Below are 22,989 nucleotides of genomic sequence, written 5' to 3'. Positions count from 1 at the left end.
GGTACTTCACGGGAGCACCGGGCCTCAAATCGGCCCCGTGTGGGCCCCCTCACCTGGAACAACAGGCGGGGCGGCGCGCACCGTGGCCCAGCTTACGCCCCGCAGACCTCGACATAGACATCGGCCGCCGCGTCGAACTTGGGGTCGGAGAGCGCGTCCTCCTTGCCGGTGGCGAACGCCTCACCCGCGGCCCGGTACGAACCCGCCATATCGGTCAGGGCCTTCTTCAGTTTGGCGTCCGTGGCGACCTTGGCCTGGGCCTCCACCTTCGTGGCGGTGTCCTGGAACAGCTTCTTCAGCTTCTCCCCGGCCGCCTTCTTGCCCGCCTGGTCGTCCTTGACGCTCGCCTCGATCATCTGGGTCAGCGGCGTCTTCATGTCGGCCATCGCGCCCTGCACGGCCGTCTTGGTGGCCGCGCACGCCGCCTTCGTGTTGTCCGACGCGCCCTCGGCCCCGCCCCCGGTGCTCCCGGGACTCGCGGTGCCGCCCGGGGCCGCCCCGGACGCGCTGGAGCCGGGCGTCGCCCCCGGGCTCGCCACCTGGTCGGGCTTCTTCGCCGAACCGCAACCGGCGCTGAGGGCGACCGCCACGGCCAGGACCGCGGTGACACGGAAGAGACGCATGATTCGTGCTCCATCGTTCGGGGGTGTGACGCCGACCATACCCACCCGGACCGGTCGACCCGGCGGAGCGGGAGCCTTCGTTACCGCACCGTAGTCCGGTTCAGGGCGAAGAGCACCTTTCCGGGTACCGGGCCGCGCGCCCCTCGCCGACGCCCGGGGGCCGGGCCGCGCGTCCTCGCCGACGCCCGGGGCCGGGCCGCGCGCCCGTTCCGGCGACATGGCACCCGTACCCGGAAAAAGGGGTGGCCCTGACGTTTCCGCCAGGGCCACCGTCACGCACTGTTACTTACTTCCCGCGCCGCCGGGAGGAGCTGCGCCGGCGGCGGCGACCGCCCTCGGCGCCCTCGCCGGACTCGTCGGCGTCCACGGCCGCGTCCGGGTCGTCGTCGCTGGCCCGCACCGTGATCGTCGGGGCGGACCCGGCGGCCGAGACCGCACCGACCAGCACCGGCTCGGGGGCGTCGGCGGCCTCGGCGGTGTCGTCGGCGGCCGGCTCGGCCTCGGACGACTCGCCCTTGCCCCGCCGGCGCCGGCTCTTCTTGCCCTCGCGCGGCTCGTCGCCACCGGAGGCGGGAGCGGCCGCCGCGGGGGCGTTGTTGCCGCCCCGGCCCGCGTGGCCGCCGCCGCCCTGGGCGCCGTCCATGATCGGCTCGGTGTGGATGATCAGGCCCCGGCCCTTGCAGCAGTCACACTGCTCGCTGAACGCCTCGAGCAGGCCCTGACCCATGCGCTTGCGGGTCATCTGGACCAGGCCCAGCGAGGTGATCTCCGTGACCTGGTGCTTGGTCCGGTCCCGGCCCAGGCACTCGGTCAGGCGGCGCAGCACGAGCTCGCGGTTCGACTCCAGCACCATGTCGATGAAGTCGATCACGATGATGCCGCCGATGTCGCGCAGCCGCAGCTGGCGGACGATCTCCTCCGCCGCCTCCAGGTTGTTCTTGGTGACGGTCTCCTCGAGGTTCCCGCCGTGCCCGATGAACTTCCCGGTGTTGACGTCCACGACCGTCATCGCCTCGGTGCGGTCGATGACCAGCGAGCCACCCGACGGCAGGAAGACCTTGCGGTCCAGCGCCTTCATGATCTGCTCGTCGATCCGCAGCGCCTGGAAGACGTCCACGGTCCCGGTGTGCCGGCGGAGCCGGTCGACCAGGTCCGGGGACACGTGGGCCAGGTACGGCTCCACCTGCTCCCAGGCGTCCTCGCCCTCGATGACGAGCTCGCGGAAGTCCTCGTTGAACAGGTCCCGGACGACCCGGATCACCAGGTCCGGCTCCTCGTACAGGGCCACGGGGGCGCTGCCCGACTTCGCCTTCTTCTCGATCGTCTCCCACTGCGCCTGCAGCCGGGTCACGTCGCGCTCCAGCTCCTCGGAGCTCGCGCCCTCGGCGGCCGTGCGCACGATGACGCCGGCCTCCTCGGGCACCAGGTGCTTGAGGATGTCGCGGAGCCGCTTGCGCTCGATGTCGGAGAGCTTGCGGCTGATGCCACTGGCGTTGCCGTGCGGCACGTACACCAGGTGGCGGCCCGAGAGCGCGATGTGGCTGGTCAGCCGCGCGCCCTTGTGCCCGACCGGGTCCTTGGTGACCTGGACGAGCACCGAGTCGCCCGGCTTGAGGGCCTGCTCGATGGAACGGCCGCGGCCCGACAGGCCGGCGCCCTCCCAGTTGACCTCGCCCGCGTACAGCACCGCGTTGCGGCCCCGGCCGATGTCGACGAACGCCGCCTCCATGCTGGGCAGCACGTTCTGCACCCGGCCGAGGTAGACGTTGCCGACCATCGTCGACTGCGAGGCGCGGGCCACGTAGTGCTCGACCAGGATGCCGTCCTCCAGCACCGCGGTCTGGGTCCGGTCGCCGAGCTGGCGGACGACCATCACGCGGTCGACGGCCTCGCGGCGGGCCAGGAACTCGGCCTCGGTGAGGATCGGCGGACGGGTCCGGCGCTGCTCGCGGCCGTCCCGGCGGCGCTGGCGCTTGGCCTCCAGGCGGGTGGAGCCGGAGACGCCCTGCACCTCGTCCACGGCGCTGCGCGGCTCGCGGATCTTGACGACGACGTTCGGGTCGTCGCTGGTCTCGGCGTCGCCGGAGCCCCGGCGGCGGCGGGACCGGCGGCGGCGACGGAGCGAACCGTCGGCGGCGACCTCGGTGTCGACGGACTCCTCGTCCTCCTCGGCCTCCTCCGTCTCGGACTCGGACTCGGCGGTCGGCTCGTCCTCGGACTCGTCGTCGTAGTCGTCGGCGCCGCCCTTGCCCCGGCCCCGGCCACGGCGGCCACGGCGGCGGCGGTTGCGCCGGCTCTCGGGCGAGTCGTGGTCCTCGTCGTCCTCGTCGGTCTCCTCCGCCTCGGCGGACTCGGTGACCTCGTCGACGGGCGCCTCGTCCTCGACGGCGGCGGCACCGCGACGGGTACGGCGACGCCGGCCGGCGGGGGCCTCGTCCTCGTCCTCGTCGTCGGACCGCACGTCGCGGGTCACCGGCTCCGGCACCGCGAACGGCGCGGCGGCCGGGACCTCGAACGGGGAGAACGACGCGGGCGCGGCCACGGGGGCCGGCGTGACGACGGGCTCCGGCGGCATGAACAGCACGGTCGCGGCCGCGGCGGCACCGCGACGACGGCGACCGGTCGGCTTCTCCGGCTCGGGCTCGACGACCGCCTCGACGGCGTCCTCGAGCACCTCGTCGTCCTCGTCGTCCAGGTCCAGCTCGACGGGCTCGACCACCGGCTCGACGACGGGCTTGGCGGCGCGGCTGGTCCGGGACCGGGTGCGGCGGGTGGGGGCGGGCTCCTCCGCGGCGGGCTCGTCGGCGACGGGCTCCTCGCGCACCTCGGCGGCGGGCTCGCGGGTCACGGGGGTCGGCGCGCCTGCCGGGCGGGTCGCCCGACGGGTCCGGCGCTCGGTCACCTCGGCGGCCGGGGCCGGGGCCGGCGTCGCGGCCACGGGCTCGGCCGGAACCTCGGCGACGGTGTCCCGCTTCACCGGGGTCGGCGCCCCGGCCGGACGGGTGGCCCGGCGGGTCGGACGCTCGACCGTGTCGGCGGTGACCACGACCGGGGCCTCGCTGGCGACCGGGGTCGGCACGGCGACGGGCACCGGGGCGGCCGCGGCCGGCTCGGAGTCCCGGAACACCGGTGCGGGCGCGCCGGCCGGACGGGTGGCCCGGCGGCGCTCACGGACCTGGGTCGACTCGTACCGGGCGGGCTCGGGCAGGAAGGTCTCGACGTGCTCGTCGGCCTCCACCGGGCGCGCCGCGGCGGCCGGAGCGGACACCGGTGCGTCCGCGACCGGAGCGGGCACGATCGGGGCGGGCTCGGCCGTGACCTGCACGGACGCATCCGGAGCGGTCGGGTCGGGCACAGAAGCGGCAGCGGCCGGAACCGCCTTCTTCCGGGTACGCCGGGCTGGCTTGGCCACCTCGGCAGGTTGGTCGTCGGCCACCTCGACCGTCGCCTCGGGAGCGGCGGCCTTCACCGCCTTCTTGCGCGGCGCACGGGTGCGACGGGTGCTGGTCTCTGTGTCTGCGGCGGTCTCGGTGGTGGGCTGAACGCCCGCCTCGGTACCGCCCGTCGGCTCGTTGTCGAGCATCCGGGTGTTCTCCAGTTCTGCCGTACCCCGGGCGCGAGAACGCTGCCACTCAGGGTCGGACGCTGTTCGCGGCGGCTCGAGGGGCGAGTCGCCGAAGTCTGGCCAACCGGGTCGATTGACCCGGCCCGTCACGATTGACGGCCGGCGCTACGCGGAGACGGTCTCCACGCCGCGCTCTCCGCCGATGGTCGTGCGATCCGCCTCTAGCGGATCAACAATGTCGCCCTGCCCGGTGAGCGCGCCCTGTGCCAACCGGAACGCGCGTGGCGGTTCCGATGGCTCCAGGCCGGCTAGCACGCGCAGGCCACTCAACACATCGTCGGGTCGTACGGACGGTGTCACATGTCGTACGACGAGTTCGATTATCACACACGGTGCCGGATCAACCTCGCTGACCTGCGAGATGATCATCGAAACGACCGGCTCCCGGGCGTCCAGCTTGCGCATCCCCTGCTTCATCAGGCGTTCGACCTCGATGGTCTCCGCGGCGAGGAAGGAGGCCACCGCGGCCTCCGCATCGACGTGGGTCACTCCGGGTAGTTCGATCCGCCAGAGAGAGGCGTCGATCCGGTCGGCGAGGGTGGTACCGGCGGTCGCCACGACCCCGTCGAGCACGTCGATCCCGGGGGACAGCACGGAGTCCAGCGCCCGGACGAGTTCGGCCGGGTCGACCTCGCGCTGGAGCCCGAGCTCCACGTACTCCGCCTCGCTGGCCACCCCGGTCGGGGCGGCGGACGCGTAGGAGATCTTGGGGTGCGGGCTGAAGCCCTGGGAGAACGCCATGGGCACCTCGGCCCGGCGGAGCGCCCGCTCGAAGGCGCGCGCGAAGTCGCGGTGCGAGATGAAGCGCAGCGGGCCGCGCTTGGCGTACCGGAGCCGGACCCGCTGGACGATGGGGGCCTGCGGGTTGTCCGGTTGACGACGCTTGCTAATGGTATGCCCCTTATCCAACAACTTGCTTGACGATGAGCGGCAGCATCTTCTTACCGGTCGGGCCGATCTGGATCTGGGTGTCCATCGTCGGGCAGACGCCGCAGTCGAAGCACGGGGTCCACCGGCAGTCCTCGACCTCGACCTCGTTGACCGCGTCCTGCCAGTCCTGCCAGAGCCATTCCTTGTCGAGCCCGGAGTCCAGGTGGTCCCACGGCAGCACCTCGGCCTCGCCGCGCTCCCGGGTCGTGTACCACTCCACGTCCAGCCCGAACTCCGGCAACACCTCGGCCGCCGAGTCCATCCACAGCTGGTAGGAGAAGTACTCCGACCAGCCGTCGAACCGGCCGCCCTGCTCCCACACCTTACGGATCACGGCCCCGACCCGGCGGTCGCCGCGCGACAGCAGGCCCTCGACCATCGACGGCTCCCCGTCGTGGTACCGGACGCCGACGGCCCGGCCGATGGACTTGTCCGCGACGACGGCGGCCTTGAGCGCCTTGAGCCGCCGGTTCACCGTCTCGACGTCGGCCTGGGGGGCCCACTGGAACGGCGTGTGCGGCTTCGGGACGAACGCGCCGATCGACACGGTGCACTTCAGGTCCCGGGTACCCGTCGCCTCGCGGCCCGCCTGGATCACGTTCTTGGCGAGCCGGGCGATCTGCATGACGTCGTCGTCGGTCTCCGTGGGGAGCCCGCACATGAAGTACAGCTTGACGTTGCGCCAGCCGCCCTTGTACGCGGTGACCACCGTGCGGATCAGGTCCTCTTCGGTGACCATCTTGTTGATCAGTTTCCGGATCCGCTCCGAGCCGCCCTCGGGCGCGAACGTCAGACCGGAGCGCTTGCCGCCCCGGGTCAGCTCGTCGGCCAGCTCGACGTTGAAGGCGTCCACCCGGGTCGAGGGCAGCGAGAGGCCGACGTTCTGCCCCTCGTACCGGTCGGCCAGGCCCCGGGCCACCTCGGCGATCTCGGAGTGGTCGGCCGAGGACAGGGACAGCAGCCCGACCTCGGAGAAGCCGGACTCCTTGAGCCCGTTGTCGACCATCTCGCCGATCGTGGTGATGCTCCGCTCGCGCACCGGGCGGGTGATCATGCCGGCCTGGCAGAACCGGCAGCCCCGGGTGCAGCCCCGGAAGATCTCCACCGCGTAGCGCTCGTGGACCGTCTCGGCCAGGGGCACGAGCGGCTTCTTCGGGTACGGCCAGGCGTCGAGGTCCATCGTCGTGCGCTTGTGCACCCGGAACGGGACGTCCGCGCGGTTCGGCACGACCCGCTGGATCCGGCCGTCGGGCAGGTAGTCGACGTCGTAGAACTTGGGCACGTAGACGCTCTCGGTGCGCGCGAGGCGCAGCAGCAGCTCGTCGCGGCCCCCGGGGCAGCCCTCCAGCTTCCAGGCCCGGACGATCTCGGTGATCTCCAGCACCGCCTCCTCGCCGTCGCCGAGCACGGCGGCGTCGATGAAGTCGGCGATCGGCTCCGGGTTGAACGCGGCGTGCCCGCCGGCGACCAGCACCGGGTGGGACTCGTCACGGTCGCGGGCCTCGAGCGGGATACCGGCCAGGTCGAGCGCCGTCAGCAGGTTCGTGTAGCCCAGCTCGGTGGAGAAGGACACCCCGAACAGGTCGAACGCGCCGAGCGGACGGTGCGCGTCGACGGTGAACTGCGGCACCTTGTGCTCGCGCATCAGCTTCTCGAGGTCCGGCCAGACCGAGTACGTGCGCTCGGCGAGCACGTCGGGGAGCTCGTTGAGCACCTCGTAGAGGATCTGGACGCCCTGGTTGGGCTGGCCGACCTCGTACGCGTCCGGGTACATCAGCGCCCACCGGACGACGGTGTCCTCCCAGTTCTTCACGACCGCGTTCAGCTCGCCGCCCACGTACTGGATCGGCTTCTGGACCTTCGGCAACAGGGCCTCGAGCCGGGGGAAGACGGACTCGACGCTCACGCCGTCACGCTCCGTGATGCCTCGCTCATTCATCGCACCCTCTACTCGCTGGCCGTGCCCGATCGTGCTCATAACGATCCAGTGTATGGGGCACCGCCGGACGTGACTTGCGGCGGTTCGGCAGAATAGGCCGACGGGTCGATGCGGGGTCACAGACCATCCGGCACAATCGGCCCCGCACGGCACGATCGGACCCGGAAGGACCCAGCGTGACCACACCCCAGTACGGCCCTGGCGGGTGGCAGCCGCCACAGGATGGCGCGCCCCAGCCGGGCTACGACCCCAACTACGGTCAGCCACCTGTGCAGTACGAGCAGCCATACTCCGCGCCGGGATATGACCCCAACTATGCCCAGCAGCCCGGTTACGACCAGTACGCGCAGCCGGGCTACGACCAGCCGCAGACCGGCGGGTACGAGCAGCAGCAGGGCTACGACCCGAACTACGGGTACGCCCCGCAGATGTCCGGCCCGCCGATGTCCGGCCCCCCGGTGACCGGCGGCCCCGCCTACTCGGCGTACGGCGCGCCCATCCCGCCGCCGGCGAAGAAGTCGAGCAGCAAGACCGGCTGGATCATCGGCGGCGTCGTGATCGGCATCGTGGTGCTGATGATGTGCGGCATCGGGCTGTACGTGATCGGCAGCAAGACCGACTCGGACGGCAAGGGCGGGCTCACGGGCTCGGGCAGCAGCGGCAAGTACAAGGCCGTGGCGAACCTGTGCGACAAGATCTCGACCACGGACGCCCAGGGCGTGCTCGGCACCCCGGACGGCTCGCCGACGTTCCGCACGAACGACTACCAGTCGATCGGGTACACGTCACTGTCGTGCTCGTTGATGTTCAAGAGCGGCACGAACAGCTCCAGTCTCAGCGTCGACGTCAAGGTCACCAAGGAGACCGCCAAGGCGAAGAGCAGCTACGAGACGTCGAAGAAGTACGACGACGGGCAGACCGAGAGCGGCCGGGTGCAGAGCGCCCTCACCGACCTCGGCGAGCAGGGCTACCAGGTCGTCACGAAGAAGGACTACTCGTCCTTCAAGAGCGTCACCTACGAGGTGAACGTGCAGGACAGCAACCTCGTGATCGAGATGCGGATGCACGGCACCTTCAACTCCCTGGACGAGCCGCTGCTCACCTCGAAGCTGAAGGACCTGGTCAAGGCCACCATGGCCTCGCTGAAGGCCTAGCGAACCGCGACAGTCGAAGAGGGCCCACCCCGTGCGGGGTGGGCCCTCTCGCGTCGTGTGCCCGGAGCCGGGCCGGGCGAGCCCAGGCCCGGGTCGGGCCGGACCCGAGGGTCCGGCCGAGCGGGTCCGGGGAGTGGCCCGGGCGGGCCCCGAGCAGGCCCGGTACCAGGCTCAGGCGGCCGTCGGCGGCTGCACGGCCGAGGCCCGGGGCGCGTACCGGTCCACGTACTCCTGGCCGGTCAGGCGGCGGATCTCGTCCATCACCTCGTCCGTGACGGCGCGGACCACGTGCTTGTCGCGCTCCATGCCCTCGTACCGGCCGAAATAGAGGGGTTTGCCGATCTTGATGATCACCTCGGCGCGCGGGTCCGGCATGGCCCGCCCGATCGGCTGGGCCAGGTCGGTGCCGATCAGCCCGATCGGGATCACCGGCACCTTGGCCTCCAGCGCGAGCCGGGCGACGCCCGTGCGGCCCTTGTACAGCCGGCCGTCGGGCGAGCGGGTGCCCTCCGGGAAGATGCCGTGCAGCCCGCCGTTCTGCAGGATCGGCAGGGTGCGCTTGAGCGCGTCGACCCCGGCGCGCCCGCCGGAGCGGTCCACCGCGATCTGGCCCAGGCCCCGGACCATCGCCCCGCGCGCCCAGCCCTTGAGGCCGGGCTGGAGGAAGTACTCGGCCTTCGCCATGAACGCGATCGGCCGGTTCACCACGAGCGGCAGATAGAGGTGATCGGACACCGAAAGGTGGTTACAGGCGAGGATCGCCGGCCCGGAGCGCGGGATGTTCTCCAGCCCCTCGGCCTGCGGGCGCAGCACCCCCCGCAGCGGTGCCCCGACGACCCACTTGGCAACCCTGTACAGCGCCGTCACACAAACCTCCCAGGTCACCCACGTGCCCGCACCACTTTAGGGAGCGGGTGTTTCCGGGCTGCGTCGGGGGCGTTGCGCCCCCGACGCGACCCTGTCACGCGCGGGTGACCGCCACCCGGACCTGCTCGTCGCCGACCTCGCCGAGGAAGCCGTCCGGGGCCGGCCCGAAGGACACGCCCAGGGCCAGGGTCTCCGAGGCGACGAAGTCCCGGTGGGTGGACACGGCGGCCTGCACCGTCGGGGAGCCGTCCAGGACGACGGTGATCCGGTCGGACACCTCCAGGTCGGCCTCTCGGCGGGCCTGCTGCACGGCGCGGATCACGTCGCGGGCGACGCCCTCGGCGGCCAGCTCCGGGGTCACCGCCACGTCGAGCAGGGCCACGCCGCCGCCCACCGGTGCCGAGTGCTCGGCGTCGGCGGCGACCAGCTTGAGCTCGTACTCGCCGGGGAGGAGGTCGACCCCGCCGGCCGTGACCGTGTCGCCGGCCACCGACCAGTCCCCCGCCTTGACGGCCTTGATCACCCGCTGGACGTCCTTGCCGAGCCGCGGGCCGAGCGCCTTGGGGACCACGTTGAGCACCTGCTCGCAGTGCCCGCCGAGGTCGGTGGTGAAAACGACCTCCTTGACGTTGACCTCGTCGGCGATCAGGTCCGCGAACGGCCGCAGCGCCTCCGCGCCCGGGGTGGCGACGGTGAGCCGGGACAGGGGCAGCCGGACCCGCAGGCCGGTGGACTTGCGGACCGACAGCGCCGCCGAGCACACGTCCCGGACCGCGTCCATCGCCGCGACCAGCTCATGGTCGGCCGGGTAGTCGTCGGCCACCGGGTAGTCGGCCAGGTGCACCGACCGGCCGCCGGTGAGGCCCTTCCAGACCTCCTCGGCGACGTACGGGGCGAGCGGGGCCATCAACCGGGTCAGGGTCTCCAGCACCGTGTACAGCGTGTCGAACGCCGCCTGCTCCCCCGCCCAGAACCGGCTGCGGGACCGGCGCACGTACCAGTTGGTCAGCGCGTCGAGGAACGTGCGCACCGAGCCGCACGCCCCGGAGATGTCGTTGACGTCGAGCTGCGCGCGCGCGTCGGCCACGAGCTCGCGGGTCTTGGCCAGCACGTACCGGTCGAGGAGGTTGTCGGAGTCCGTCCTCGGCACCGCCTCCACATCCGACGCGTTGGCGTAGAGCGAGAAGAAGTACCAGACGCTCCACAGGGGAAGCAGCACGTGGCGCACCGCGTCCCGGATCCCCGACTCGGTGACGGACATGTCGCCGCCGCGCAGCACCGGGGACGCCATCAGGAACCAGCGCATGGCGTCGGAGCCGTACAGGTCGAACATCTGGTAGACGTCCGGGTAGTTCCGCAGGCTCTTGGACATCTTGCGGCCGTCCTCGCCCAGCAACGTGCCGTGCACGACGGCCGTGTTGAACGCGTGCTTGTCGAACAGCGCCGTGCCCAGCACGTGCATCGTGTAGAACCAGCCGCGGGTCTGCGGCGTGTACTCCACGATGAAGTCGCCCGGGTAGTGCGACTCGAACCAGTCCCGGTTCTCGAACGGGTAGTGCACCTGGGCGAACGGCATCGAGCCCGACTCGAACCAGCAGTCCAGCACGTCCGGCACCCGGCGCATGGTGGAACGCCCGGTCGGGTCGTCCGGGTTGGGCCTGGTCAGCTCGTCGACGAACGGCCGGTGCAGGTCGGTCACCGTCGTGCCGAAGTCCCGGTTCAGGTCCGCGAGCGACCCGTAGACGTCGATCCGCGGGTACTCAGGGTCGTCGGACTTCCACACCGGGATCGGCGAGCCCCAGAACCGGGTGCGGTTGATGTTCCAGTCCCGCGCGCCCTCCAGCCACTTGCCGAACTGGCCGTCCTTGATGTACGCGGGCACCCACTCGATCTCCTGGTTCAGGGCGAGCATCCGCTCCTTGACCTTGGTGACCGCGACGAACCAGCTGGCCACGCCCTTGTAGACCAGCGGGGAGTCGCACCGCCAGCAGTGCGGGTAGGAGTGCACGTAGCCCTCGTGCCGCAGCACCACGCCCCGCGCCTTGAGTTCGGCGATGATCGGCTTGTTGGCCTCGAAGACCTGCAGACCCTGATAGTCGGGTACGAGCGCCGTGAACTTCGCGTGGTCGTCGACGGTCATGACGGTGGGGATGCCGGCGGCCGTACAGACCGCCTGGTCGTCCTCGCCGAACGCCGGGGCCTGGTGCACGACGCCCGTGCCGTCCTCGGCGGACACGTAGTCGGCCGCAAGCACCTGGAACGCGTTGCGCCCGCCCTGCTCGACCAGGTAGGGGAACATGGGCTCGTAGCGCAGCCCGGCCAGGTCGCGGCCCTTGACCACGGCGACCGGCTCGGCCTCGGCCAGCTCCTTCGCGTACGCGCCGAGCCGGTCCTTGCCGAGGACATAACGCTCGCCCTCGTGGGCCACGACCACGTAGTCCAGCTCCGGGCCGACGGCCAGCGCCAGGTTCGACGGCAGGGTCCACGGGGTGGTCGTCCACACCAGCATCTTCGCGCCGTCGAGGCTGTGCCCCGGGGCGGTCAGCGTGAACGCCACGGTCAGGGCCGGGTCGGTCCGGTCCCGGTAGGTGTCGTCCATCTTCGTCTCGGTGTTCGACAGCGGGGTCTCGCACCGCCAGCAGTACGCCAGCACCCGGTAGCCCTCGTAGACCAGGCCCTTGTCGTGCAGCGTCTTGAACGCCCACATGACGCTTTCCATGTAGTTCAGGTCGAGCGTCTTGTAGTCGTTGGCGAAGTCCACCCAGCGGGCCTGCCGGTTGACGTAGCGCTCCCACTCGCCGGTGTACTTGAGCACCGACGCCTTGGTGGCCTCGTTGAACTTGTCGATGCCGAGCGCGAGGATCTCGGCCTTGGTGGTGATCCCGAGCTGCTTCTCGGCCTCCACCTCGGCGGGCAGGCCGTGGCAGTCCCAGCCGAACCGGCGCTCGACCCGCTTGCCCTTCATCGTGTGGTAGCGCGGGACGATGTCCTTGACGTAGCCGGTCAGCAGGTGGCCGTAGTGCGGCAGGCCGTTGGCGAAGGGCGGGCCGTCGTAGAAGACGAACTCGTCGTTCGCCGGCCGGGCGTCGATGCTCGCCTGGAAGGTCTTGTCGGCCCCCCAGAAGTCGAGGACGCGCTCCTCGACCTGCGGCAGGGCAGGGCTGGCGGGGACTGACGATCCGTCTTTCGGATACGACATCTCGGTTCAAACCTCTCGCATGGGCCTCAATAGCTCCGATGCGAGGACGCGGTCACCCGCGCGGTACCACCCCGCTTGGCGGCCCCGGAGGGTCGCCCGCTCGTTCTTCGGCTGTGACGGGCCGGACCCGTCCGGTTCTACTGGGGCCCGGGGGCCTGTTCTTCCGGAGGCTCGCCGGTGATGGCCGGGTCGAAGCCTGTAGCCCCATGGTACCGGTACCGCCAAATTCGTTACCGGTACCGCCAGCTCGTCAGGGCCAGCCCGTGGCCGTCGGGGTCCTTGAACGACACCGACCACAGCTCCAGCAGCGCCGTCGAGGCCACCGCGCGCGGCCGTTGCAGGAACCGGACCCCCTTGGCACGCAGCTCCTGGTACACGACGTCGACGTCGTCCACCTCCAGGTTCACGTGCGCGAGGCGCGGGCCCTCCGGCCGGGCGTCGTCGAGCTGGCGGAGCAGCAGTTTCGCGTCCCCTGCCGCCAGGATCGCCGCGCCGCCGCCCGAGTCCAGCTCCGTGAAGCCCAGGGTGTCCCGGTAGAACTCCAGGGAACGGGGCAGGTCGGACACCATCAGGCTGACACCCACGCCCTGGATCGAGGCCGGGACCACATCGTCCGGGTACTCGTCCTCCGGCTCCTCCTCGGCCTCCGCCTCGTAGCTGGCCCGGCCGCCCGTGAGCAGCGCCGGGTCGATCAGGCGGCTGGCCCGGCCCGGCTCGGCCTCCTCCTCCAGGGCCGCGCCCCACCGCGCGTGGTCGAGCGGCTTCGGCTGGCGGCGCGGCAGCGGGACCTTGCGGAACTCCGGCAGCGTGAACATGTCCTTCGCGTCGTCGTCCGTCTCCGGCAGCGACACGTCGTCGGGGCCCGGCAGCGGCACGTCGCCCAGTTCGGGCATGGACTCGGCGGGGCCGGGCGGCGGGACGGGCAGGGTCGGCGGCGGGGTGACGAAGTCGGCCAGTTCGAACTCGGGCAGATCCAGCGGGGTGAACTCGGGCAGCACGAACGGCGGCAAGGACGACGCGGGCCGCTCGGGCTCCTTCACCGGCTCGGGCTGCGGCTCCTTCGCCGGCGCGAGTTCCGGCTTCCACGCCGACGTCGGGCCGGACACCCCCTGCGCCTGCGGCGTCGAGGGCACGGTCTCGGGGGCCGGTGCGGCATCGACCGGGCTGAACAGCTCATCCAGGTACGAGCCCAGCTCGTCGTCCGCCTGCCGGGTCGTGCCGTTGCGCGTGGTCTCGGCCCGGGTGGTCAGCAGGGTCGCGAACTCGGCGTCCCCGTTCGCGCCGGAACTGCGGACCCGGTCCCACCGGATCGTCACGTGGCGGGGATCGGCCCGCAGCACCGACACCGGGAGCTTCTGCCCGACGACCGGCCACTTGGCGACCGGCACCCCGGGGTCGCGAATGGTCTGCGCCGTCGCGGGCAGCCCCGGGGCCTCCACGACCAGCTGGAGCTCGCACCGGGCGCTCGACACCCCGGGCGGCGCGGGGCTGGCCGCGATGACCCGGGCGGTGCCCTCGACGACCCGGCCCTTGCGGTTCGGCGCGACGAAGTTGACCAGGTGGAACGCCACCGCGCCGACCGCCACGGCCGTACCGATCCAGAAGACCAGGACGCTACCGGTACCAATGCTGAAAATGATAATGAAAAGGGCAGCCAGGGGCAGAACCAATCCGAACAGACTCCGCGCATGGGAGGAGTGCGAGGAACCATCCGACACTGGGGCCTCCAGGGGGGTTTGGGCGACAGGCTGGCCCTTCTTGCCAGGCTAGGGGTGATGGCACGTTTTCGGAAGGTGATGAACGTACGAAGGTCGGATAGCTGATCGATCGGGGCCGCTGTCCACCCTGCGATCACAGACGGTTACCCTGCACTCGACGTCGAACCACTCAAGGAGGAGCTCGTGTCCGAGCGCACGCTCGTACTCATCAAGCCCGACGCCGTCCAGCGTGGCCTCGTCGGCGAGGTCCTGGGCCGCTTCGAGCGCAAGGGGCTCGCCGTCGAGGCCATGGTCCTGCGCACCATGGACGCCGCCCTGGCCGACGCGCACTACGCCGAACACGTGACCCGCGACTTCTACCCGCCGCTGAAGAACTTCATGACCAGCGGCCCGCTCGTGGCCCTCATCCTCTCCGGCGACCAGGCGATCAGCGTGGTCCGCGCCCTGACCGGCGCCACCGACGGCCGGGTGGCCGCGCCCGGCACGATCCGCGGTGACCTGTCACTGTCCAACCGCGAGAACCTGGTGCACGCCTCGGACTCGGAAGACAGTGCCAAACGAGAAATAGCCCTCTGGTTCCCTGGGTTGTAGAGACCCGCTGAGGACGACGCTGGACTGCGCGAATGGCCCGACCGCAGGGCGCTGCCCTAGCGGTCGGGCCATTCGCTTGCCAGCCCCGCCCTCAGCGGGCCACCGGCGTCAGATCAAGAGCAGATCAGGGCTAGCCGAGGACGCTCTTGCGGACGTTGAGGACGTAGAGCCAGAGGCCCAGGAAGATGACGCCGATCGCGGCGATCCCCCACTGGAACACGCCGCAGCCGATCACGAGTATCTGCAAGGCGGTGCCGACGTGCCACGCCCACCTGTGCTTCAGCAGTCCACACAGGAGGAAGCAGGCCACGGACAGCCCGACCATCGCCCAGATCCCCAGGCCGGGCAGCGCGCCACCCATGATCCGGATCGGCTGGATCGCGAGCAGCAAGACGATGCCCTCGATCACCAGGGTGCCGGCTCCGACCCCGCGCACGGCGGCACCGGGATTCCGCAATCCGGAGGGCTTCCCCTCCTCACCCAACGACCCGCCGTCGCCCGCCATACCAGCCTGGCCGGTGGGGTCGGGTTCTGCGGGAGTCACAGGCTCTTCTCCCTCGGAACCCGACCCCACCGGCCGACCAACCTCGGACCCCGACGACCCCGCACCCTCAGGCGCGGTCACTTCTTCCTCACCAACAGCTTGCGCGCGTCCGCGATCGTCATCACCGACCCGGTGACCAGCAACCCGATCGCCCCCAGCGACACGCCCTCGTCGGACTCGGCCTCGGCGATCGCCACCTCGATGGCGTCGGCCAGGTTGGGCGCGACACTGACCCGCTGATCCCCGAAGTACTCCTCCGCCAGGGTCGCCAGCCGCTCGGCCGGCATCGCCCGCTCCGAACTGTTCACCGTGACCACGATCGCGTCACACACCGGTTCGAGGTGCTCCAGCATCCCCCCGACGTCCTTGTCGGCCAGCACCGCGAACACCGCCACGAGCCGGCCGAAGTCGAACTCCTCGCGGATCGCCCGGGTGGTCGCCGCCATGCCGGCCGGGTTGTGCGCGGCGTCCAGCAGGATCGTCGGCGCGGTCCGGACCTTCTCCAGCCGCCCCGGCGACGTGGCCTGGGCGAACCCCTCGCGGACCACCTCCGGGTCGAGCGCGCCCTTGTCCCGGCCGGCGCCGAGGAACGCCTCGACGGTGGCGAGCGCGACGGCCGCGTTCTGGGCCTGGTGCGCGCCGTGCAGGGGCAGGTAGACCTCGTCGTACACGCCGCCGAGGCCCTGGAGCTGGAGGAGCTGGCCGCCGACCGCGAGGCCGCGCTGGAGCACGCCGAACTCGACGCCCTCCCGGGCCACGGTCGCGCCGACCTCCGCGCAGTGCTCCAGGATGGCCTCCATGGCCTCCTCGGGCTGCTCCGCGCAGATCAGGGTCGCGCCGTCCTGGACGATGGCGACCTTCTCGTACGCGATGTCGGCCACCGTGTCGCCCAGCCACTCGGTGTGGTCGAGGCTGATCGGGGTGATCACGCAGACCCCGGCGTCGAGCACGTTCGTGGAGTCCGAAGCACCGCCCAACCCGACCTCGACGACCGCCACGTCCACCGGCGCGTCCGCGAACGCCGCCAGCGCCAGGGCCGTGGTCATGTCGAAGTACGTCATCGACTCGTCGTGCCGGGAGTCGATGAGCTTGGCGACGGGCGCGACCTGGTCGTACACCTCGACGAACTGTTCTTCCGTCACCGGCTCGCCGTCGATGCTGATCCGCTCGGTCACGCTCTCCAGGTGCGGACTCGTGTACCGACCGGTGCGCAGCCCGTGCGCCCGGAGCAGCGACTCCACCATCCGCGCCGTGGACGTCTTGCCGTTCGTGCCGGTGAGGTGCACCGCCCGGTACGCCTTCTCCGGGTTGCCCAGCGTGTCCAGCAGTTCGCGCAGCTTCATCCGGTCGAAGACCATCCGGGTGAAGCCCCGGGCCAGCAGCTCGTTGTCGACGTCGACGAACCGCTCGTGCCGGGCCCGGCCGCCCAGCGCGTTGATGTCGTTGAGCGCCATTCCCGCCTTGAGAATGTCCCGGCGGGCCTGGTCGTCGGACTCTGTCATGCCAGCTTCCCCAGTGCCGCGGCGATCCGGACCAGCTCGGCCTCAGCCGCGGCCAGCCGTGCCTTGATCTTGTCCACGACCTGGTCGGGCGCCTTACCCAGGAACTCGGCGTTGCCCAGCTTGCCCCGGCACTGCGCGACCTCCTTCTCGGCGACCGCCTGGTCCTTGGCCAGCCGGGCCCGCTCGGCGGCCACGTCGATCGTGCCCCGGGTGTCGATCTCGACCGTGATCCCGCCGGCCAGGCTCAGCGTGGCGGTGGCCTCGAAGTCCCCGGCCGCCTCGTCCAGCCGGGCCAGGTTGCGGATCAGCGGCTCGTGGGACAGGAACGCCGCCGACCGGGCCGTCTCCTCGGACGCGACCAGGCGCCCGCCGACCTTCTGGCTGGGCTTGAGCCCCTGGTCCGCGCGGAACCGGCGGATCTCCGTCACGACCTCCTGCAACGTGGCGACGCTCGCCTCGGCGGTCGGGTTGATCAGCTCCGGCCGGGCGGTGGGCCACGGCGCGGTCACGATCGTCTCGGCCCCGGTCAGGGTCGTCCACAGCTCCTCGGTCACGAACGGCACGACCGGGTGCAGCAGGCGGTGCAGGGTGTCGAGCACCTCCCCGAGGACCCGCTGGGTCTTCTCGGCCTCCGGTCCGCCCGCGAACAGCACGGGCTTGGCCAGCTCCAGGTACCAGTCGCAGACGTCGTCCCACGCGAAGTGGAAGAGGGCGTCGCAGACCTTCGCGAACTCGTACGCCTCGAAGTAGCGGTCGACCTCGGCGGTCACCTCCGCCAGCCGGGACAGGATCCACGAGTCCACGGCCGAGCGCTCCCGCGGCAGCGGGCCGGTGACGGTGGCCCCGTTGGCCAGAGCGAACCGGGTCGCGTTCCACAGCTTGTTGCAGAAGTTCCGCGAACCGGCGGCCCACTCGTCGCTGACCGCGACGTCCGCGCCCGGGTTCGCACCCCGAGCCAGGGTGAAGCGGGTGGCGTCGGTGCCGTACCGGTCGATCCAGTCCAGCGGGTCGACCACGTTGCCGAACGACTTGGACATCTTCTTGCCGAACTGGTCGCGGACCATGCCGTGCAGCACGACAGTCTTGAAGGGAGCGACGCCGTCCATCGCGTACAGGCCGAACATCATCATGCGGGCGACCCAGAAGAACAGGATGTCGTACCCGGTGACCAGCACGCTCGTCGGATAGAACTTCGCCAGGTCCGGGGTCTTCTCCGGCCAGCCCAGCGTCGAGAACGGCCACAGCGCGCTGGAGAACCAGGTGTCCAGCACGTCGGAGTCCTGGGTGTAGCCCTCGGGCGCCGTCTCGTCGGGGCCGACGCACACCACCTCGCCGTCGGGGCCGTAGAACACCGGGATCCGGTGGCCCCACCACAGCTGGCGGGAGATGCACCAGTCGTGCATGTTGTCGACCCAGGCGAAGTAGCGCTTCTCCAGCTCCACCGGCTCGACCTTCACCCGGCCGTCGCGCACCGCGTCCCCGGCGGCCTTCGCCAGCGGGGTCGTGTTCACGAACCACTGCAACGACAGCCGCGGCTCCACGGTCGTCTTGCACCGCGAACAGTGCCCCACCGAGTGGTTGTACGGCCGGATCTCGCGCACGATCCGGCCCTCGGCCCGCAGGGCGGCGACCACGGCGGGCCGGGCCTCGTACCGGTCGAGGCCCTCGAACGGGCCGTGCGTCGTGATCACGGCACGCTCGTCCATCACCGTGATCGAGGGCAGGTTGTGCCGCTGGCCGATCTCGAAGTCGTTCGGGTCGTGCGCCGGGGTGACCTTCACGCAGCCGGTACCGAACTCCGGGTCCACGTGCTCGTCGGCCACGATCGGGATCCGCCGGCCGGTCAGGGGCAGCTCGACCTCGGTGCCGACCAGGTGCGCGTACCGCTCGTCGTTCGGGTTGACCGCCACGGCCGTGTCGCCGAGCATCGTCTCCGCCCGGGTGGTGGCGACCACGATCTCGTCGCTGTACCGGATGTAGACCAGCTCGCCGTCGGCGTCCTGGTGCTCGACCTCGATGTCCGAGAGGGCAGTCAGGCAGCGCGGACACCAGTTGATGATCCGGTTCGCCCGGTAGATCAGGCCGTCGTCGAACAGCCGCTTGAAGATCGTCTGGACGGCGCGGGACAGCCCGGCGTCCATCGTGAAACGCTCACGGGACCAGTCCACGGAGTCACCGAGCCGGCGCATCTGGCCCAGGATCGAACCGCCGGACTCGTTCTTCCACGCCCAGACCTTCTCCAGGAACGCCTCCCGGCCCAGGTCGTGCCTGCTCACGCCGTCGGCGGCGAGGCGGCGCTCGACCACGTTCTGGGTGGCGATGCCCGCGTGGTCCATGCCGGGCAGCCAGAGGGCCTCGTAGCCCTGCATCCGGCGGCGGCGGATCAGCGCATCCTGGATGGTGTGATCCAGCGCATGGCCGACGTGCAGGACGCCCGTCACGTTCGGCGGCGGGATGACAATGGTGTACGCGGGCTTGTCGCTGTCCGCGTCCGCCTGGAAGTAGCTGTTTTGTACCCACTGCTCATAGCGTCGGGACTCGACTTCGGCGGGCGGGTACTGAGCAGGCAGTTCCTGGGCATTCGTAGTCACCCCAGGGAGTCTACGGAAGTGCTAGAGTCCCGCGTTTCTGACACCACCCCACGGGAGAAGACACCATGAGCTACCCGCCGCAGAGCTACCCGCCGCCGTCCGACGTGCCGCCGCCGGGCGCGCCGCAGTACGCCCAGCCGGTGTTCGCGGCCCCCCAGCACCAGCCGCTCGGGTTCACCCCGCCGCAGGCGCCGAAGAAGAGCCCGACCGCGAAGATCGTTCTGGGGGTACTCGCCCTGGTGCTCCTCCTCTGCCTCGGCGGCGCGGCCCTGTTCGCGTTCCCGATCGCCCAGCAGCAGGGCGCGACCATCGCGCTGCCCACCACCATCGGCAAACTGACCCTGGACGAGGGCCCGGACGGCAAGAAGGTCGTCGACTCCATGGGCGCCGCCGGGGGCCAGCTCGCCGGACACCGGACCAAGGGCGCGCTGTACAAGGACGGCGACAAGCCGGTGATCTTCTTCGGCGCGACCGGCCTGAACATCAACCTCAAGAGCCAGCTCGACGACGCGTTCCGCACCATGAACGCCACCGGCCAGGTCGACCTGGACCCGGGCAAGCTGGGCGGGTACGTCCGGTGCGCCTCCATGTCGACGGCCGGCCTCACCATGCCGGTCTGCCTGTGGATCGACCATGGCAGCATCGGGATGGCGATGTTCGCGGGTGGGGAGTTGAGTTCGTCCGGGACGTTGTTCCGGGAGATGCACGAGGCGATGCTGAGCCGCTGAGGCTCCCTGGGGCGGAGCGGGGCTACCTCTGGGCCCGGACCTCGGGTATCGGGCCGGCTGGCCCGCCCCGGACCGCCCCGCTGGGCTCGGCTCAGCGCTCGGGTGGCTCGCCCCCGCCCCGCTCGGCACGGCTCCGCGTTCGGGTGGTCCGCCCCGGACCACCCCGCCAGGCTCGACCCGACGCTCGGATGGCCTGCCCCGGACCACCCCGCCAGGCTCGGCCCGACGCTCGGATGGCCCGCCCCTGCCCGCCCGGCACGGCTCCGCGCTCGGATGGCCCGCCCCGGACCACCCCGCCGGGCTCGGCTCCGCGCTCAGGTGGCCCGCCCCGGACCGCCCCGCCGGGCGGTTCCGGGCAGGGGCAGGGGGCGCCGGACGGGCCGGAGCTGGACGGGGCTGGTGGCGCCGCCGGATTCGGGGGCAGGGCACCTCGCCCCGGGTCGGGCCGCCGCGCGCCGGGCCGGTGACCTCCGTAATCCCCTGGTGAAATTGATCTTGGTTCTGGGGGCCGGCGCGGCACCCGTGGGGAACGCCGGGAGTTGCTAGGCTGCCGCGATGGCGTTCCTGGAGGCCTACGACGAGCAGCCCGAGGAGGAGCGCAAGCCGCTCCCCCTGCGCAGGATCCTGCTCATCGCCGGCGGAGTGTTCGGAGTCATCGTCCTGATCAGTGCTGTGATCTGGGGTCCGACGATCTGGCAGGTGGTCCGCCAGGGCGACCCCGAGCTGACGATCCCGGACAAGGCCGCGGGCCTCACCCTCGACACCTCCGAACGCGGTCAGCGCACCGCCGAGGGCATGCGGGAGGCGCTGTCCGTCCCGGTCGGCTTCGACAAGACCGTCGGCGGGGTGTACCAGGACCCTGCGGCGCCGACCCGGTCCGTCATCGTCGTCGCCGGCAGCGCGACCCTGTTCGACCCCGAGGAGACCCTCGACGACCTGTTCGCGGTCATCACGGACAAGGCCGGCGGGGTGAACGCGACGCGCGCCGTGCCGGCCGGGCCGCTCGGGGGCGAGGCCCGGTGCGGCGAGACCGCGATCGACGCGGACAAGGTGCCGGTGTGCGGGTGGGCCGACCACGGCAGCGCCGGGTTGATGCTGTTCCCGGGGCACACGCCGGAAGCCGCGGCGGGGTTGTTCGTGACGTTGCGCGGGGCCGTGCAGAAACGTTGAGCCCGTCGGCTCGCGGGAATGACGGCAAGGTCCCGGAATGTGTCCTCCCGGTGCGGACGGGCGGCCGTTGACCATGGGACGCACGGGTCCGGAGCGCATTAGGGTGTGGGCATGAGGGTCGCCGTCTGCCAACTCAACGCCCGCGAAGACCGGGCCGCCAACCTCGCCCAGGCCCGCCAGTTGCTGGTCCGGGCCGCCGATCAGGGCGCCGATTTCGCGGTACTGCCCGAGTACACCGACTACCTGGGCCCCAGCGCGCACCGCCCCGAGCCGGTCGACGGCGAGTTCGGCACGTTCTTCGCCGAGGCCGCCCGCGAGCTCGGCATGTGGGTGCACGCCGGGAGCTTCCACGAGCAGGGCCCCGACGACCAGCACAGCTACAACACGTCGCTGGTGTTCGACCGCTCCGGCAACATCGCGGCGACGTACCGCAAGATCCACCTGTACGACGTCGAGATCCCCGGCAAGGTGTCCTACCACGAGTCGGCCACCGTCGCGCCCGGCTCCGACATCGTCACCGTCAAGGTCGAGGGCGCGACCATCGGCCTGTCGATCTGCTACGACCTGCGCTTCCCCGAGCTGTACCGCAAACTGACCGACGCCGGGGCCGACATCCTGGTCGTCCCCGCCGCGTTCATGCTGCACACCGGCCGCGACCACTGGGAGGTCCTGCTGCGGGCCCGGGCGATCGAGGGCCAGTCGTACGTGCTCGCCGCCGGCCAGGTCGGCAACCACGAACCCAACCGGACCTGCTTCGGAAGATCCATGATCATTAATCCGTGGGGTACGGTCCTCGCCCAGGCCCCCGACACCGTCACCGTGGCCGTCGCCGACATCGACCGGCAGAGCCTGGAGCAGATCCGCGCCGAGCTGCCCAGCCTCGCCAACCGGCGGCTATGACCCGCGTTCCGAAGTACCTGTCGATCAAGGAGGACCTGATCCGGCGGATCGCCACGGGCGAGTTCCGGGTCGGCGAACCGCTGCCCTCCCAACGCGACCTCAGCGTCCAGTACGACGTCAGCCTCATGACCCTGCGCCAGGCCTTCGGCGAACTGGCCGCCCAGGACGTCATCGAACAGGTCGCCGGCAAGGGCACGTTCGTCCGCAGCCACCGCACCCCGTACGCCGCCGCCGGCCTCCGCAGCCTCGGCGACGACCTGCGCGCCCAGGGCATCACCGTCGACACCCGGGTACACGGCGTCTACTTCACCCCGGCCCCCGCGGACGTGGCCACCCGGCTCCGGGTCGCCGTCGACGCGCCGGTCCTCGTCATCGAACGCGTCCGGGTCATCAACGGCCACCCCGCCGTCCACCAGTACTCCTACGTCCCCGAACCCTTCGCCACCCCCCTCGCCGACGCCGACCTGGCCGTCCGCTCCCTCTACGAACTCCTCGAACTGTGGTGCCACGCCGTCGCGGCCCGGGCCACGGAGGTGATCACGCCCGTGGCGGTGAGCGGCCGGGTGGCCGAGCTGCTGGAACTGGCGCCCGGGGACCTGGCGCTGCGGAGCGACCGGTTGACCTACGACCAGGCCGGGCGGGTGATTGTGGACGATCGGGCCGTGCTCGCCGGGGATCGGGTGATGGTGACGGTGGATCGGGCGAGTGTGGGGAGTGCGCCGGATGTGGTGGTTACGGCCGCTATGACGTGATGGGGTGGGTGGCTTGTACCGCCTTTGGTGAGGGTGGGCGGCGCCTCGATGGAGGTGGGCGGCGTCCCTCGTCCCGGTGCGGGTGAGCAGCGTGTCGCGCCCCAGTGTGGGTGAATGCCGCGCCGCGCCTCGGTGCGGGTGAGCGGCCTACCGCTT

At 71.2% G+C, this 22,989-nt stretch carries 16 protein-coding genes; 6 read left to right on the top strand and 10 right to left on the bottom strand.

Features of this window, described 5'->3' with window-relative positions; translation table 11 throughout:
- Positions 1-92 precede the first annotated feature (92 nt).
- The 4 genes from PT931_RS16675 to PT931_RS16660 all read right to left on the bottom strand — a co-directional run bounded on the left by PT931_RS16675 (position 93) and on the right by PT931_RS16660 (position 7,084).
- On the bottom strand, positions 93-623 hold the full coding sequence (locus PT931_RS16675; protein ID WP_456246649.1) for a hypothetical protein: 531 nt from the start codon (positions 621-623) through the stop codon (positions 93-95).
- A 286-nt stretch (positions 624-909) separates the two neighbouring features.
- Positions 910-4,206, bottom strand: a complete 3,297-nt coding sequence (locus PT931_RS16670) for an Rne/Rng family ribonuclease (RefSeq protein ID WP_456246648.1) — start codon at positions 4,204-4,206, stop codon at positions 910-912.
- Positions 4,207-4,353: 147 nt separating this feature from the next.
- On the bottom strand, positions 4,354-5,100 hold the full coding sequence (locus PT931_RS16665) for a TIGR03936 family radical SAM-associated protein (RefSeq protein WP_456246860.1): 747 nt from the start codon (positions 5,098-5,100) through the stop codon (positions 4,354-4,356).
- 49 nt (positions 5,101-5,149) lie between these two features.
- A complete protein-coding gene (locus tag PT931_RS16660) occupies positions 5,150-7,084 on the bottom strand; it encodes a TIGR03960 family B12-binding radical SAM protein (RefSeq protein WP_456246647.1) in 1,935 nt (644 codons plus the stop codon).
- Positions 7,085-7,293: 209 nt separating this feature from the next.
- On the opposite strand from PT931_RS16660, the gene PT931_RS16655 reads away from it, so the two are divergent.
- Positions 7,294-8,271, top strand: a complete 978-nt coding sequence (locus PT931_RS16655) for a hypothetical protein (protein ID WP_456246646.1) — start codon at positions 7,294-7,296, stop codon at positions 8,269-8,271.
- A 171-nt stretch (positions 8,272-8,442) separates the two neighbouring features.
- Here PT931_RS16655 and PT931_RS16650 read toward each other — a convergent pair whose 3' ends face one another.
- From PT931_RS16650 to PT931_RS16640, 3 genes are all read right to left on the bottom strand, one after another.
- Positions 8,443-9,138 carry a lysophospholipid acyltransferase family protein gene (locus PT931_RS16650; protein ID WP_456246645.1) on the bottom strand — a complete coding sequence of 232 codons (696 nt, stop codon included), beginning with the start codon at positions 9,136-9,138 and terminating at the stop codon, positions 8,443-8,445.
- A gap of 94 nt (positions 9,139-9,232) precedes the next feature.
- Positions 9,233-12,337 (bottom strand): isoleucine--tRNA ligase, encoded by a 3,105-nt coding sequence (ileS, locus tag PT931_RS16645; protein WP_456246644.1) that lies wholly within the window; start codon positions 12,335-12,337, stop codon positions 9,233-9,235.
- Between the two features lie 230 nt (positions 12,338-12,567).
- Positions 12,568-13,923: a VOC family protein gene (locus PT931_RS16640; RefSeq protein ID WP_456246643.1), complete on the bottom strand. Its 1,356-nt coding sequence runs from the start codon at positions 13,921-13,923 to the stop codon at positions 12,568-12,570.
- 315 nt (positions 13,924-14,238) lie between these two features.
- On the opposite strand from PT931_RS16640, the gene ndk reads away from it, so the two are divergent.
- Positions 14,239-14,646, top strand: a complete 408-nt coding sequence (gene ndk / locus PT931_RS16635) for a nucleoside-diphosphate kinase (protein WP_456246642.1) — start codon at positions 14,239-14,241, stop codon at positions 14,644-14,646.
- A gap of 130 nt (positions 14,647-14,776) precedes the next feature.
- Here ndk and PT931_RS16630 read toward each other — a convergent pair whose 3' ends face one another.
- The 3 genes from PT931_RS16630 to PT931_RS16620 form a co-directional block, all read right to left on the bottom strand.
- Entirely contained in the window at positions 14,777-15,190 is a 414-nt protein-coding gene (locus tag PT931_RS16630; RefSeq protein ID WP_456246641.1) for a DUF4233 domain-containing protein, read from the bottom strand.
- Between the two features lie 77 nt (positions 15,191-15,267).
- Positions 15,268-16,548: a bifunctional folylpolyglutamate synthase/dihydrofolate synthase gene (locus tag PT931_RS16625; RefSeq protein ID WP_456246859.1), complete on the bottom strand. Its 1,281-nt coding sequence runs from the start codon at positions 16,546-16,548 to the stop codon at positions 15,268-15,270.
- Between the two features lie 140 nt (positions 16,549-16,688).
- A complete protein-coding gene (locus PT931_RS16620) occupies positions 16,689-19,283 on the bottom strand; it encodes a valine--tRNA ligase (protein WP_456246640.1) in 2,595 nt (864 codons plus the stop codon).
- Positions 19,284-19,348: 65 nt separating this feature from the next.
- Here PT931_RS16620 and PT931_RS16615 point away from each other — a divergent pair, with 65 nt between their 5' ends.
- The 4 genes from PT931_RS16615 (at position 19,349) to PT931_RS16600 (ending at position 22,833) form a co-directional block, all read left to right on the top strand.
- A complete protein-coding gene (locus tag PT931_RS16615) occupies positions 19,349-20,011 on the top strand; it encodes a hypothetical protein (RefSeq protein WP_456246639.1) in 663 nt (220 codons plus the stop codon).
- A gap of 555 nt (positions 20,012-20,566) precedes the next feature.
- The gene (locus PT931_RS16610) at positions 20,567-21,181 is read left to right on the top strand and encodes a hypothetical protein (protein WP_456246638.1); all 615 of its coding nucleotides are present in this window, start codon (positions 20,567-20,569) and stop codon (positions 21,179-21,181) included.
- Positions 21,182-21,292: 111 nt separating this feature from the next.
- The gene (locus PT931_RS16605) at positions 21,293-22,081 is read left to right on the top strand and encodes a carbon-nitrogen hydrolase family protein (protein WP_456246637.1); all 789 of its coding nucleotides are present in this window, start codon (positions 21,293-21,295) and stop codon (positions 22,079-22,081) included.
- On the top strand, positions 22,078-22,833 hold the full coding sequence (locus tag PT931_RS16600) for a GntR family transcriptional regulator (RefSeq protein WP_456246636.1): 756 nt from the start codon (positions 22,078-22,080) through the stop codon (positions 22,831-22,833). The genes PT931_RS16605 and PT931_RS16600 overlap by 4 nt, the downstream gene beginning before the upstream one ends.
- Positions 22,834-22,989: the final 156 nt, after the last annotated feature.

The organism is Longispora urticae (assembly GCF_053902585.1).
The sequence above is the reverse complement of the archived record's forward strand: the minus strand, read 5'-3'. Positions and strand labels throughout refer to the sequence as shown.